This is a genomic window from Klebsiella sp. M5al (assembly GCF_002090195.1).
GTDB classification, from domain to species: Bacteria; Pseudomonadota; Gammaproteobacteria; order Enterobacterales; family Enterobacteriaceae; genus Klebsiella; species Klebsiella grimontii.
Window position 1 is genome coordinate 5721662 of record NZ_CP020657.1, and the last position, 14593, is coordinate 5736254.

14 protein-coding genes, 1 tRNA gene and 1 pseudogene are annotated in these 14593 nt (G+C 55.8%); 5 read left to right on the forward strand and 11 right to left on the reverse strand.

Features of this window, described 5'->3' with window-relative positions:
• Positions 1–80: 80 nt before the first annotated feature.
• From BWI76_RS27565 to BWI76_RS27595, 7 genes are all read right to left on the reverse strand, one after another.
• The gene (locus BWI76_RS27565; protein ID WP_004137661.1) at positions 81–932 is read right to left on the reverse strand and encodes a class II fructose-bisphosphate aldolase; all 852 of its coding nucleotides are present in this window, start codon (positions 930–932) and stop codon (positions 81–83) included.
• Positions 933–943: 11 nt separating this feature from the next.
• The gene (locus BWI76_RS27570) at positions 944–2035 is read right to left on the reverse strand and encodes a PTS fructose transporter subunit IIC (protein ID WP_004137659.1); all 1092 of its coding nucleotides are present in this window, start codon (positions 2033–2035) and stop codon (positions 944–946) included.
• A 23-nt stretch (positions 2036–2058) separates the two neighbouring features.
• The gene (locus BWI76_RS27575; protein WP_004126741.1) at positions 2059–2373 is read right to left on the reverse strand and encodes a PTS fructose transporter subunit IIB; all 315 of its coding nucleotides are present in this window, start codon (positions 2371–2373) and stop codon (positions 2059–2061) included.
• Positions 2374–2394: 21 nt separating this feature from the next.
• Entirely contained in the window at positions 2395–2865 is a 471-nt protein-coding gene (locus BWI76_RS27580) for a PTS sugar transporter subunit IIA (protein ID WP_004126743.1), read from the reverse strand.
• 10 nt (positions 2866–2875) lie between these two features.
• Positions 2876–4447 carry a BglG family transcription antiterminator gene (locus BWI76_RS27585; protein WP_064371536.1) on the reverse strand — a complete coding sequence of 524 codons (1572 nt, stop codon included), beginning with the start codon at positions 4445–4447 and terminating at the stop codon, positions 2876–2878.
• 355 nt (positions 4448–4802) lie between these two features.
• The gene (gene yicI, locus BWI76_RS27590) at positions 4803–7121 is read right to left on the reverse strand and encodes an alpha-xylosidase (RefSeq protein WP_004137654.1); all 2319 of its coding nucleotides are present in this window, start codon (positions 7119–7121) and stop codon (positions 4803–4805) included.
• A 13-nt stretch (positions 7122–7134) separates the two neighbouring features.
• Complete coding sequence (locus BWI76_RS27595) at positions 7135–8529, reverse strand: glycoside-pentoside-hexuronide family transporter (RefSeq protein ID WP_064371535.1); 1395 nt, start codon at positions 8527–8529, stop codon at positions 7135–7137.
• Between the two features lie 291 nt (positions 8530–8820).
• Here BWI76_RS27595 and BWI76_RS27600 point away from each other — a divergent pair.
• Positions 8821–8915, forward strand: a tRNA-Sec gene (locus BWI76_RS27600).
• Between the two features lie 38 nt (positions 8916–8953).
• Here the strand turns inward: BWI76_RS27600 and BWI76_RS27605 are convergent.
• Entirely contained in the window at positions 8954–9145 is a 192-nt protein-coding gene (locus tag BWI76_RS27605; RefSeq protein ID WP_004855540.1) for a toxin-antitoxin system HicB family antitoxin, read from the reverse strand.
• A 326-nt stretch (positions 9146–9471) separates the two neighbouring features.
• On the opposite strand from BWI76_RS27605, the pseudogene BWI76_RS27610 reads away from it, so the two are divergent.
• Positions 9472–9998, forward strand: a pseudogene (locus tag BWI76_RS27610) (virulence RhuM family protein); the annotation flags it as partial.
• 83 nt (positions 9999–10081) lie between these two features.
• Here BWI76_RS27610 and BWI76_RS27615 read toward each other — a convergent pair.
• Complete coding sequence (locus BWI76_RS27615) at positions 10082–10687, reverse strand: shikimate kinase (protein WP_004137647.1); 606 nt, start codon at positions 10685–10687, stop codon at positions 10082–10084.
• Positions 10688–10872: 185 nt separating this feature from the next.
• Between BWI76_RS27615 and BWI76_RS27620 the strand changes: the two genes are divergently transcribed.
• The 3 genes from BWI76_RS27620 (at position 10873) to BWI76_RS27630 (ending at position 12800) form a co-directional block, all read left to right on the forward strand.
• On the forward strand, positions 10873–11340 hold the full coding sequence (locus BWI76_RS27620; protein ID WP_004137646.1) for a DUF3237 domain-containing protein: 468 nt from the start codon (positions 10873–10875) through the stop codon (positions 11338–11340).
• Positions 11341–11452: 112 nt separating this feature from the next.
• Positions 11453–12460, forward strand: a complete 1008-nt coding sequence (locus tag BWI76_RS27625; protein ID WP_064371534.1) for a zinc-binding alcohol dehydrogenase family protein — start codon at positions 11453–11455, stop codon at positions 12458–12460.
• Between the two features lies 1 nt (position 12461).
• On the forward strand, positions 12462–12800 hold the full coding sequence (locus tag BWI76_RS27630; protein WP_004137644.1) for a putative quinol monooxygenase: 339 nt from the start codon (positions 12462–12464) through the stop codon (positions 12798–12800).
• Here the strand turns inward: BWI76_RS27630 and BWI76_RS27635 are convergent.
• Positions 12797–13750 (reverse strand): GlxA family transcriptional regulator, encoded by a 954-nt coding sequence (locus BWI76_RS27635; RefSeq protein ID WP_064371533.1) that lies wholly within the window; start codon positions 13748–13750, stop codon positions 12797–12799. The genes BWI76_RS27630 and BWI76_RS27635 overlap by 4 nt on opposite strands.
• A gap of 14 nt (positions 13751–13764) precedes the next feature.
• Positions 13765–14544 (reverse strand): MBL fold metallo-hydrolase, encoded by a 780-nt coding sequence (locus BWI76_RS27640; RefSeq protein WP_064371532.1) that lies wholly within the window; start codon positions 14542–14544, stop codon positions 13765–13767.
• Between the last annotated feature and the right edge of the window lie 49 nt (positions 14545–14593).

Below are 14593 nucleotides of genomic sequence, written 5' to 3' on the forward strand. Positions count from 1 at the left end.
CGTTATTCTCCAGTTTCAGGGTGTAGTAAGCCTTGCCAGGGCATACGGGCGCCGGCATGGAAGGCATTACTGAAAGTTAATCAGGCTTTGTTGATAGAGCCGGATGCGCGTAAATAGGGGACGATGGCGTCAGCGCTGGCCTGCTCCATCACCGATAGCGCATCGGCCAGCTCAATGGTGCTGTCGTGGCACAGGGTGTGCAGCAGCGCCGCTTTCCCCGCTTCAAATACCGCCGCCCCAACGTTGATTTTTGCGACCCCGAATTCCGGGCAACGTTGCAGCTGCTCGAACGGCGTACCGCTCCCGCCGTGCAGCGCCAGCGGCACGGATGACGCGCGCTGTATCTGCGCCAGGCGGTCGAAATCGAGCATCGGTGTTACGCCGGGGGCGTACATACCGTGGGCGGTTCCCACGGAGACCGCCAGCAGGTCAATCCCGGTCTGTTCGATAAAGGGAGAGACGTCCTGCGGCTGGGTCATTAAATCGGCATTGCTGGCCTGGTCGTAGCGCGGCGCATCCGCCAGGTGCCCCAGTTCGCCCTCCACGCACAGCCCAACGCTGGCGGCCAGTTCAGCGACCGCTCGGGTCTGGCGGATGTTCTCCGCCAGCGCGAACGCCGAAGCATCGATCATTAACCCACTAAATCCGGCGCGGAAAGCCTGACGTATTTTTATCGGGTCTTTGCCGTGATCGAGACTTAACGTCACGGGTACGCTCGCTTCTTCCGCCAGTACCCTGACTACCGCCGCCGCCGTCGTCGCCGGAAAGTGCGACAGGTGACCCTGATACAGGTTGAGAATAATCGGCGCGCGATGTTTTTCCGCCACGCGCACCGCCGCGCGTGCGCTTTCCAGGTTCATGCAGTTAATCGCCAGCAGGGCATACCGTTCACGCCAGGCTTTGATCACCATACTTTTCATATCGGCAAACATAGGGCCTCCGTTTATTCGAGGGTAAAGGTGATTTCGTCGTCTTTGACCTTTTGGTCGTTCAGCTCATCAAACTCTTCATCGCGCTCGGTTACCGGCTTTTTCCACAGCGAGAGCATCACGCCGCAAATCACGGTACCAATCGCCAGAGAGAGGCAGAACAGCAGGGGATGCGTAAAGAGCGGCACCACGAACATCCCACCGTGCGGCACCGGACTCTCGACGCCCCAGGTCATGATCAGGCCACCGGCCACCGCTGACGCCACCACGCAGGATCCCACGACGCGCAGCAGATCCCGGGCGGCGATGGGGATCACCCCTTCGGTGATCATGCAGATCCCCATCGGGAACGCGGCCTTCAGGGCTTCGCGTTCGGCACGGGTATATTTATGGCGGGTCAGCAGGAACGAGAGGGTGATACCGAACGGCGGGATTATCGAACCCACAAACTTCACCGCTTCCGGGCCGTAAACGCCGCTGACCAGCAGACCATCGGCAAACAGCGACATGGTTTTATTCACCGGACCGCCGAAGTCGAAGGTCGCCATGGCGCCAAGGATGGCGCCCAGCAGGAAACGCGAGCCGCCCTGCATCGACTCCAGCAGGTGGATCAGCGCGTCCTGCAGCCAGGCAATGGGCTTGCCGATCAGAGTCATCATCAGCAAACCGCTAATAATGGTGCTTAATACCGGCAGCACCATAATCGGCATCAGCCCCTGCATCGACTTCGGCAGCCGAATATAGTGCTTCAGCGCCAGTACCGTGTAGCCCACGAGGAAGCCGCCCAGCATGCCGCCAATAAAACCGGTATGAATTTGCCCGCAGACAAAACCCACGATCAAACCCGGAGCAAATCCAGGACGATCGGCAATGGAGTAAGCGATAGCGGCGCAGATCAAGGGTACAATCAGCCCCATTCCCCAGCCGCCGATTTGGTTTAACATCCACGGAATGGTGCCGGTTTTCTCGCCGACGTTCGTCCCGCCAAGGACTTGTCCCAGCGCGATACAGATCCCGGCGGCGACGATCAGCGGTATCATCCATGAAATACCGGTTAATAAATGCTTCTTAATTTCCTGTGAGACGGGAGTTTTATTCTCACTCATGGTAGATCCCTCCAGATTAAGGATCAGGCATTCGCTAAGGATTTTTCGACCTTTTCGATAAACTGAATCGGCGACTTAATCACGACTTCCGTTTTTACTCTGACAATCCGTTTATTTTTAAAACGCTCTTCGCCTTTGATTTTCACATCAATGGCAAGAATAACGACATCCGCAGCGTCAATATCTTCCGCCGCCAGTTCATTTTCAGTACCAATGGTTCCCTGGGTTTCGACTTTGACATTGTGGCCCAGCGCTTTCGCGCCTTTAATCAGTTTCTCACGTGCAATATAAGTATGAGCAATACCTGCGGTACAGGCAGCAACACAGACAATATTCATCTCGGACTCCGCTAGTTATTGTTAGTAAATATCCGACTCGGCATATTGGTTAAACAGATCAATAATCCTCTGCGGACTGGTTTCTTTGAGCAGTTGTTCAATAATGTCATCATCCGCCAGCGCGCCAGCGACCTGAGACAATAAGCGAATATGGGTGGTATTTTGATCTTCCAGACGAACGGCAAATAAAATAATGCAGCGTACCTGGCTGCCGTCCAGCGTTTCCCAAGCGATATCCTGCCGGGTGCGGCCAATGGCAAGGGTGGTATTAACAACGGCGGACGACTTTCCATGCGGGATCGCAATATGATTTTCAAACCCCGTTGAGCCTTCCGACTCACGCTGCCAGACATCCTGAATAAAGGTTTCGCGACAGCTTATCGCCCCGTCTTTTTGTAATAAGTCGGTTAACTCCTCGATGGCTTCCGCTTTATTCGTAGCGTGCATATCTAACAAAACGCGTTTGGTGTTTAAAATCCTGGTTATGTCCATATTCTTTACCTCATGGATATAAAACTTCATTATCTACAGCAGATATTGCCGCGCGATGTAATTTGTCGGTAATGATTTTCTCCGTAACCCGTCGGATATCGGCATCATTAAAAAATGCGCTAACATAGACTACCGGCAAAGCTATTTCCGGCAGATTAATCGTCGAAATAACCAGTTCAATCTTGTCCTGCGGTTGAAGGGTATGCAGGCTGCTTGCCGAAACTACGCCGACGATGGTCCAGTCAGGAAACGCTCTCAACACTCTACTTTTCAACAGATGAGATGTGCCGATTCCCGTAGAACAAACCAGTAGAACGCGCTTGCTGGCGACCTGCCTTTCCATCGCCGCCTGGAAATGAACGGTGAGATAGCCAACCTCGTCGTCGGAAACCGCGCACTCGCCCCAGCCGCTGAAAACCTGATTGACGGCCCGCTGGGTGAGCGGCCATACGTCCGTCAGCTCACCCTTGATATCCTCAAGCAGAGGGTTACGAATATAAATCCGAAAATTAAGGCGGTTAATGAGCGGCTTTATATGAATGAGCAGACCATCGTATAACGCGCGATCGGCGGTTAAATCGATATCAATCATGGTAGAAAAGACGCTAATCAGGCGACTCGTGATTTGTCTGGCCTCATCGCTTGAGTGCATATAGCGCGCCATGCTGACGTCATCACGCTCTTCCACCATAACGCCGGATGAGATGATGTACTGATAAATAAACCAGACTTCATCTTCCGGCAGCGAATGGTCAATCCGCAGTTCAATTTTACGCAGCATATTCTGGGCAACGCTAAATATCGTCTCATCAAAAATCTGCTGCCCCTGTTCACGCCGCGGTAAGGCGTTCCCACGGGTAATGCGATACATCATAATGAGGATATGGGTAAAAATATTCACATAATACGGTTCGCCTAATGACCAGCACAGCTTGCGCTCCATTTCCTGTAATAATGACTGAACAAATAAAACGTCATCCTCACCAAAATAATGCACCAGCGCTTTATAGCTTCCTGAGTCCAGCCGGGAATGAATAATACAGCCGGGCTCATTATGATTAATTACCCCATTAATTAACGACGCCATCGCCTGGCGGACGCTGTTTTCACTGCCTTCGATATGCGTCCCGCTCTGGCTGCGGATCAGCGTTAAGCCGAGCGGCGTAATCCAGGATTCAATAATTTTCAGGTCATTAACGATAGAAGCGCTACTGATAAAATAACGCTCAGAGAGCTTATTAATTGATGTCTCCCGCGGCGTCTCACTTAACAGCTGCGAAGCAATTTTCACACGCCGGGAGTTATTCATCATGACATCGCTGTCCTCCCCCTCGTTACCGAGTAATTGGTCTAATTGCAGCAGATCGGTGACATTATCAGCGATCAGCATCACGCCGGCGCCTGAGCGTTTGTTGATAGTCATTTTCCACTCAGATAACCACTGTTCTAAAAAGCGTAAATCACGCTGAACCGTTTTTTCTGACACATTTAAATATTCGGCAATTTTCATCAGCGTAACGTATTCTCTGCGGGGCAGGAGAAATTTCAATAATCTGTTCTGTCGTGAGGTAATCATTTGCATTATTTACCCTTTTTGCATACCAGATTAATGGCTGGAGACATCGCGATACCGCGCGAGCGCTACATAAATCATTGAGGATAAATATAAGTAGCTGAGGCGTAAACAACAATACTAAATTTTGTCCAGACATCCGGACAGAAATAAAACGAAGAGAGGGATTAAGGCATAATTATAATTCAGATCACATTTCAGGAAGAAATATACGTGATAGCGATCTCAATTCACCATATGAATATACCCGGGAATGGTAAACCGCCTTTAGCCGGATAGCATTCCCGGAGGCGGCGCTTGACGCGCCTTGTCCGGGCTACGGGTCCGCAGATGGCTGTGAACCCGTGCTTCAGGAAGCAAAAACTTACAGCGTGATGGTCAACGCATTGCCCTGCGCGGTCACCACCACGCCCAGCTCACTGCCAGCCTGAGCGCCGCCCTGCACGCCCGCTACCTGCTGGATATTGCGCAGGCATAGCGTCCAGCCGCTGGCCTTGCCTTCGCCGCAGACGGTGATGGCGTTGCCCTGGCGTTTCGCCTTCAGCGTAAAGACCACCGACCCGTCCGCGGCCGGCACCTGGCAGACGGCTTCGCGACCATCGTCGAGGTTGAACAACTGGAAGGCGGTACCTTCGTTCCACGCGTAGTCCGGTTTCTGGTCGTTGTTGCCCAGCGCCAGCAGAGTGTTATCGCGCACGTACACCGGCAGGCTCAGCACGTCGTGATTCTGCTTATGCCAGCGGCTGCCCTGGGCTTCATCGTTGCGCCACAGATGGGTCCAGCGACCTTCCGGCAGCCAGAACTGCACATCGCCCGCTTCGCTAAACACCGGCGCCACCAGCACTGAATCCCCCAGCATGTACTGCCGATCCAGATAGTCGCAGGCCGGGTCGTGCGGGAACTCCAGCATCATCGAACGCAGCATCGGCGTACCGAACTCATTGGCCAGCGCCGCCTGACGGTACAGATAAGGCATCATGCGGCATTTCAGCTGCGTGAAGTGACGCACCACGTCGCAGGACTCGTCATCGTAAGCCCACGGCACGCGATAGGATTTGCTGCCGTGCAGACGGCTGTGGCTCGACAGCAGGCCGAAGGCGCACCAGCGCTTGTAGACGTGGGCGGGCGCGGTGTTTTCGAAGCCGCCGATATCGTGGCTCCAGAACCCAAAGCCGGACATGCCGATCGACAGGCCGCCGCGCAGGCTTTCCGCCATTGATTCATAGTTGGCGTAGCAGTCGCCGCCCCAGTGTACCGGGAACTGCTGCGCGCCCACCGAGGCGGAGCGGGCGAACAGCACCGCTTCTTTCTCGCCGACGGTCTCTTTCAGCACGTTCCACACCAGCTCGTTATAGATGAAGGCGTAGTGGTTGTGCATTTTTTGCGGATCGGAACCATCAAACCACTGCACATCGGTCGGGATACGCTCGCCGAAGTCGGTCTTGAAGCAGTCAACGCCCATCGCCACCAGGCCTTTCAGCTTGTCGGCATACCACTGGCAGGCTTGCGGATTAGTGAAGTCATAAATCGCCAGGCCCGGCTGCCATTTATCCCACTGCCACAGCGAACCGTCCGGACGTTTCAGCAGATAGCCTTTCTCCTGCAGCTCTTTAAACACCGGCGAACGCTGGCCGATATACGGGTTGATCCACACGCAGACCTTCAGGCCTTTCTCTTTCAGGCGTTTAATCATGCCTTCCGGGTCAGGGAAGGTCAGCGGATCCCACTCAAAATCGCACCACTGGAAGGCTTTCATCCAGAAGCAGTCGAAGTGGAACACGTGCAGCGGCAGATTACGCTCCGCCATACCGTCGATAAAGCGGTTAACCGTCGCTTCGTCGTAGTTGGTGGTAAACGAAGTGGTCAGCCACAGGCCGAAAGACCAGGCTGGCGGCAGCGCCGGACGCCCGGTAAACCGGGTATAGCGGTTCAGCACCTCTTTCGGGGTCGGGCCGTCGATCACGAAGTACTCCAGGTGCTCGCCTTCGACGCTGAACTGCACCTTAGAGACTTTCTCGGAGCCGATTTCGAAAGAAACGCGCTCAGGATGGTTAACCAGCACGCCGTAGCCGCGGTTAGTCAGATAGAACGGGATATTTTTGTATGACTGTTCGGTGCTGGTGCCGCCATCTTCGTTCCAGGTGTCGACCGTCTGACCGTTGCGCACCAGCGCGGTAAAGCGCTCGCCGAGGCCGTAAACGGTGTCGCCGACGCCGAGATCCAGGCGCTCGAACATATAGTTGCGGTTGGTTTTCGTATCCTGCACGTAGCCGTCGTTTTTCAGCTGGCTACCGGTAATCCGCACGCCGTCGCGCAGGAAATCCAGCGACCAGAAGTCGCCTTTCGTGACGCGTGCGGTCAAATTGCCGCTCTTCAGCTCGGCAAATTCAGCGCCGTTGTGAATTTCCACCTTCACATCTTTTACAACGTTCAGCGGGTAATGCGGGCCGTTGTTCAGCGCGCCCTGGAAGTGCTCCATGCGTACGCCGATCACCCCTTCCTGCGGTGAGAAGAAGCGCACGGTAAATAGCGGAACGTCCAGTTGGGCGGCGCGTTCGCGAACTTCGCGCGACGCCACATAGACGACCATCTCGTTACCTTGCTGCTCAACCTCATAGACCTGCACGGGCTGGATCAGATTGAGCCCTGGTTGAATAAGCCAGTTTCCATCACTGATTTTCATGAATAGCTTCCTCTTAGTTTTGCAATTCTTTGCCGTTCGGCGCTGCAATGAATTCCTGCTCGTTGCGACGCGCCCCCTGAGCCAGCTCCGCCATCATTTTTTTCAGGAACGGGGTTTTCAGGGTGTAGTAGCGTTTAGCGATAACCGCGCTCAGCAGATAGCAGACCGCCGGAGCGAGGGTGAACAATGAGATGATGATGGTGATAGTGGCGCTGTTCTGGGTTTTGGCCGCGGCATCGTAACCGCCGCCCGCCAGCATCCAGCCAATCAGCGCGCCGCCCAGCGCAAGGCCCAGCTTGAGCACAAACAGGGTGCCCGCAAAGCTGATGCCGGTCAGGCGTTTACCGTTGCACCATTCGCCGTAGTCGACGGTGTCGGACATCATCACCCACTGAATCGGCGTCACCAGCTGGTGCAGCACGCCAATCACGAAGATAAAGGCGAACATGGTGATTTCGGCGTCCATCGGCACGAAGAACATCGCCACGCTCAGCACCGCCAGGATAGCGTTGGTCCACCAGAAAACGCTGACTTTGCATTTCCAGTCGGTGAGCGGCTTCGCCAGCGCCGAGCCAATCAGGTTGCCGACGCAGTAGGTGGTGAGAAAGGCGGTAAACAGGCCAGCGGATCCCATGATCCAGGAGGTGTAATACATCATCGCGCCGCCGCGAACGCACACCGCGAGGATGTTGAGGATGGTCAGCAGACCAACGACACGCCACTGATCGTTGCGCCAGATATCGCGCAGGTCTTCCCGCATCGAGGTAGAGCTCGGCGGCGCTTCGACGCGCTCTTTGGTGGTGAAGAAGCAAAACGCCAGCATCAGGAAAGCGATCACCGAGAGCACCGCGATGCCGCCCTGAAAGCCAAAGGCTTTGTCTTCGCCGCCGATAAAGTTCACCAGCGGCATCATCAGCACGGTGGAGAGCATGCCGCCCGCCGTCGCCAGCACAAAGCGCCAGGACTGCAGGGAGATGCGCTGCGTTGGGTTGTCGGTGATAACCCCGCCCAGCGCGCAGTACGGAATGTTAACGACGGTGTAGAGCAGGGTCAGCAGCGTGTAGGTGACCGCGGCGTAAATCAGCTTGCCGTTATGGCTCAGGTCCGGCGAACTGTAGGCCAGTACGCAGACGAGGCCGAACGGAATCGCGCCGAACAGGATCCACGGGCGGAATTTCCCCCAGCGGCTGCGGGTACGGTCGGCCAGCAGCCCCATGCAGGGGTCGGATATCGCATCCAGCGCGCGGGCCAGCAGGAACATGGTGCCGACATAGCCGGCAGGAATACCAAAGATATCGGTATAGAAAAACATCATATACAACATGACGTTATCAAAAATGATGTGGCTCGCGGCATCGCCCATGCCGTAGCCAATCTTCTCTTTGACGGACAATATATGATCTTTCATCGCACACTCTTCTCTCAGCGCTACCGCGGGTTGGTACCGGTTACATGCTTTGTAAACCATCCGCGCAGTAAGATGAATTGCGATATCTCATAATCAAATTACGTTTCTTGTTTTATGTGATCCCGGTAGCCTGAAAGAGTGTTTAAAAGTGTAAGCCACGGATTTTGCAAGGAATTGTTTAAGAAGGTTCTGTAAAGTCCAGTTTTAACAGTAAAAAAGTGCGTTTGGGTATGTGGTTAATGCAGGAAAGTAGCTATAATGCGCCCCGCCTCCATGTAGCAATCGAGGCGCGGAAGATCGTCATCTCCGGTGAGGTGGCTGGACTTCAAATCCAGTTGGGGCCGCCAGCGGTCCCGGGCAGGTTCAACTCCTGTGATCTTCCGCCAGTTCAATCATCTTTATCCATATGAACTTATCCAGAAAATCAGCCTTTCGGTTCAATGCCTTTCGCTTTTAGCGCGCTTCTCGCCAGTTCTTTAAACCAGCTCGCGAGACTCACTCCCTCTTCCGCTGCCACAGCATCCAGCTGTTCCTTTAATGCCGGATCAATGCGCATTTTAAACTGCGGAGACTGACCGCCGCCCTTTGGTTTTTTTTCGCGCGCTATGATTGACATGAGGCCACCTATCCAACTAATCTTAACTTATAGGAGGCCACCTAAAAGCCTCTTGTACAGACAACGCTCCGATGTGCGGGAACCCAGCCGGAGGGTCTAACCACACCAACTATCAAGGAGTTGATTATAGCTGATTTGCATTCTACCCCAGGCTTTGCCGTTTCCGGAATAGAGCATCAACAACACGCTTCATCTCGTCTGGCGCCCGGACATGTTCGCCTTCAGGGTAGCCGCTCCCAAATGACGTCGGGTTAATCGTCCGTCTAATGAAATTTATGCTCTTCTGACATACTATGCGAACCAAAGCAGGTTAACCCGGAGGCTATATGGCAAATGAACACTTAACGTCGTCCCCCATAGGCGAGTTCGTTATGTTTGCCAGCGGTGATGGGAAAGTACGTGTTGAATGCCGCTTTGAAAGCGATACACTTTGGCTCTCGCAGGCAATGATCTGCGAACTCTATGGTAAAGCGAAAGCCACCATCAGCGAGCATATAAAGCATATATTTGAAGAAGGCGAACTTGAGGAAAATTCAGTTGTTCGGTTTTACCGAACAACTGCCAGTGATGGAAAAAATTATCAGGTTCAACTCTTTAGTTTGCCTCTGATACTTGCCGTTGGCTATCGCGTTCGCTCCCCTCGCGGCACTCAGTTCCGCCAGTGGGCAACCCAGATGCTCCAGCAATACCTGATCAAAGGTTTTGTGATGGACGATGAGCGGTTAAAAAATCCGCCTGTTGTTCATCGGCTGTACCCGACTATTTCGATGAGATGCTGGAGCGCATCCGAGATATTCGCGCCAGCGAACGCCGTGTTTATTTGCGCGTACGAGAGGTATTTACCTGCTGTGCTCGCCTTTCTGCCGGCCGGCGCCTTGCCCGGCCTACATTATCTTTGGGTCTGTGTAATACCCACAGAGCTGCGCTGCATGGCGTTTAGTTATACAATCCCAGCTTCTGTGATAGTTCACTCAGCTCACGCATCGCCTCCAGGCTTTTTTGTTTCCGCTGTTCCGCAGCCACCTTCTCCCGCACCAGCTCCGCCACCCTCTCCGGCTCCTCAGACGAAACCACCCGGCAATCGTCTAAGGCACAATATTCCCTAAAGCGCTGGCGGAACTTCATCTCTTCTTTTTCTCTGACCAGACCAAAGCCGCGCATCAGCTGGCGCGCGACCACGATGCGCGTAGCGATATCGATATCCTCTGAAGGCAATAGCAGGATGGAATACCCGGACTGCCGCACAAGCTGCCGATTCCCCGCGACAATCTCCGGGCAGACATCGGTGGCAAGAAATCCCGAGGAGAGCACCACCACTCGTTTTTCATGCGGATTCTCCGCCAGCAGGCGAGAGCATAGCGCGGCGTTATCACGCACATAGCGCTCGTATCCATTGCGCTGAATATATTGGCGAATATTTAAAAGCTGCTCGCAAAATTCGCTATCGAGATCGATAAACCGGTAGTTCATCGCCTGCGCCAGCAGCGCTCCAACCGTGCTTTTTCCCACCCCGCCGGGGCCAATCAGAAATAGCGTATTCATCTTTACTCCTCGCGTCCGTGTGAAAGCATTATGTCAGCAGAATACGCCAAATAATGCCGCGATCGCGGCCGTTTTTGTTCACTCCCATCTCCCCAGCCAATCATTTCCATCCAATGTTTGCGTTATTCCCTTCACCTTTAAATCCTTACACTAACGGGATAACGTGGCTTAAAAGGAGACCAATGATGACACCCGAACTCAAACACAGCTTCTCTATCACCATTGAGGTCGACAAACCGGTCATTGTCTCCCGCAGCCCGCAGAGCGGGAAACGTCAGCTGATCCCTATCCTCAGCGGAATCGTACGCGGTGAGCTCAACGGCCACGTCTTACCCGGCGGCGTCGACAGCCAGATCGTCGAGCCTGACGGCACCTGCCGCCTCTCCGCGCGCTATGCATTACACGTGGAAGAAGGCACGGTATACATCGAAAACAACGGCATTCGCCGCCTACCCGAAGAGTACAAAGAACGTCTTTTCGGCGATGATATGCGCTTTTTTAGCGATATTCCGCCGGAATCTATCTATTTTCGCACCGTACCGACTTTTGAAGTGGATACGCCGGCGCTGCGCTGGCTCACCACCTCGCTGTTTATCTGTTCCGGCGGCCGCACGCAGGACGGCGTGATGCTCGATTTTTATCGCGTCCGCTGATTTTCACTTTTTCAATATAACTGTTATCGCCGTCGGGCCATGTTTCCCCCGCCTGCCGCGGTCTATCCTCAATACATTCAAACGATGAACTTCATTCAAAACCGGAGAGTGTATGAAAGCGATCGCCATTACTCGCGCAGCGACCGAAGGCAGCAATATTCCTTTTTTAACCGACATCGAGCTGCCGCAGCCGGTTGCCGAGGGGCATGACCTGCTGGTTGAAGTGAAGGCCATTTCCGTCAACCCGGTGGATACCAAAGTCCGCGCCGGGTTTAACGCCGATACCCCACGCGTGCTGGGCTGGGACGCGGTCGGCGTGGTGAAAGCCGTCGGCAGCGCGGTGACGCTGTTCGCCGCAGGAGATGAAGTGTGGTACGCCGGCGCGCTGGGCCGTCCGGGCAGCAACAGCGAATTTCAGTTAGTGGACGAACGCATCGTCGCCCGCAAACCGCGTTCGCTGGATAACGCCTCCGCCGCCGCGCTACCGCTCACCACCATCACCGCCTGGGAGCTGCTGTTCCACCGCCTTGGCGTAGAGGAAGGCGGCAACGCGGGCGACACGCTGCTGATCGTCGGCGCGGCGGGCGGCGTCGGTTCGATACTGACCCAGCTCGCCAGCAAGCTGACCGGCATGACGGTCATTGGCACCGCCTCGCGTGCGGAAAGCCAGAAATGGGTACGGGAAGCGGGGGCGCATCATGTTATCGATCACAGCAAACCGCTCGCCGACGAGCTGGCGCGGATTGGTGTTAAAGCGGTGACCCATGTCGCCAGCCTGACCAATACCGACCAGCACTATCCGCAGCTGATCGCCGCTCTCGCACCGCAGGGCAAGCTGGCGCTTATTGACGACCCGGAAACCCTCGACGTCGTACCGCTGAAGGCAAAAAGCATCTCCCTGCACTGGGAATTTATGTTTACTCGCTCGATGTTCGCAACGCCGGATATGATCGCCCAGCATCAGCTGCTGACCCGCGTGGCGGCGCTGATTGACGACAACACCATTAAGACCACCCTCGGCGTGCACTACGGCGCCATCACTGCCGCCAACCTGCAAAAAGCGCACGCGCAGCTGGAAACCGGGCGTTCGGTGGGCAAAATCGTGCTGGAGGGCTTTTAAGATGAGCAACGAAGCGATCTCGATTATCGCAGTGCTGAAGGCAAAGCCGGGCCAGCAAGATGCGCTGCGGCAAGCCCTGCAGGCGCTGCTGCTGCCGACGCGTCAGGAGCCGGGCAACCTCGATTACGCCCTGTTTCAGCTGCGCGACGCGCCGGATACGTTCTATATGCGCGAATCCTGGCGCAATCAGGAAGCGCTGGACGCGCATGTCGCCCTGCCGCACTTCCAGAATTTTATCGCGCAGATGAATAACCTGCTTGCCGAACCGCTGCGGCTGGATTACCTGACGCCCGTCGAGCACGGCACCGTCGCCGATATTGAGCTGATTCGCGGCGGCTAAGCTCCGCGGCGAAAGGTGCGCCGCCACTCCGCCGGGCTGACGCCAAAGCGCGCTTTAAACTGCTGGCGCCAGGTCACGGCGGAGCGATAGCCCACCTCCTCCGCCACCTGCCCGACCGGTAAATCCCCCGCCTCCAGCAGGTGCTGGCTGCGCCGCAGGCGCTCGGCGGCCAGCCAGTCGGCGATACCCATCCCGGTCGCTTTGGCGAAATGGCGGGTCAGGGTCCGGCGGCTCATCGCCGCCACCTGCGCCAGCGAGTCGAGATTATGCGGTTCGCGAATGTGCTGCTGAAGATACTCAAGCAGGCCGTTTATCCGCGCGTCGCGGGTGTTTTTCGGTACCGGCTGGGCGATAAACTGCGCCTGGCCGCCCTCACGGTGCGGTGGGACGATCATCCGCCGGGCGATCTGATTGGCGACAAGGCTGCCAAAGCGCTGGCGAATGAGATACAGGCAACAGTCGAGCGCCGCCGCGGTACCCGCCGAGGTGATAATCCCCTCATCGTCAACGTACAGCGCGTTGATATCCAGCCGCACCTGCGGAAACAGGCGCTGAAAATCCTGCTCAAACTCCCAGTGGGTCGCCGCGCGCCTGTCGTCCAGCAGCCCGGCGTAGCCGAGTACAAACGCCCCGAGGCACAGGCCGACGATCTGCGCGCCGTTATTGCGCGCGCGAACCAGGCCGTCCAGCAGCGACTGCGGAGGGCGCTGATTTACCGCCCCCCAGTAGGGCACCACCACGATATCCGCCTGCTCCAGGAGGGAAAAATCGCCGCTGGCGTTCAGCGCGAATCCATCGCGGGCGCTCAGCAGCCCGGGCCGTTCGGCGCAAATATGCAGGTTAAAGCGTTTGGTTTTCGAGACCGTATCGCCAAATAGCATACAGGGCACCGAGTAGTGGAACGGGCTAAACCCGTCCACCGCCACAATCGCCACTTCCGTGAGTTTCATCGCCCGCTCCGCTTTTAAAAGACCATACTTTCCCCATCCTGAGGGATACTGACCGCCTCGGCAATCTGATTGTCAGCCACGTACTGGCGCAGCTCATCGCGGCTGAGCAGACAGTGGTTCACCGCTTCCAGATGGCTGGCGACGATTTTGGCCTCCGGCAGGGTGAAGTGCGCCTTCAGCACATCCTCTTTGCCCATGATGATCGGCCCAAAACCGATGACGTGCGCATACCCGGCATTCAGCACCACCACGTCAGGGCGCAGCCTGAGCATGTCGGCTTCCACCTCATCGCGCCAGATAGTATCCCCTACCAGCCACAGAGTTTTCTCCTGCGGATGGCGCAGCACCACGCCGCAGGCTTCGCCCAGGCGCTCGGCCATTGCCGGCACCGCATAGGTGCGGTCGCTGCCGTGCTGGCCCGAGGTGGTTTTCACCAGCGAAACGTCTGCAAACGCGCTGTCCTCAGAGAGCAGACGAATATCGCGAAAGCCCTGGCCGCGCAGCAGCTGAGCGTCGGCGTCATGCTGGACGTAAACAGGCAGGGTTTTGGGGATCGCGGCGATCGCCGCCTCGTCCCAGTGATCATCATGGGTGTGGGTGACGATAACGGCATCCACGTCAACGATCGCTTCAATGGAAAAAGGTAATTCCACCAGTGGGTTACGCAACTCGCTGCGCGCGGTACCGGCGAAGCCCGCCCAGGCGCCCTTGGCTGAAAGCATCGGGTCAATCAAAAATTTTTTACCCGCATATTCAATAAGCTGGGTAGCATTACGCACATGGGTGATTTTCATGATGTTCATTCCTCTTCGCGGTTATCTGGCGAACATCGTACGTCCCACA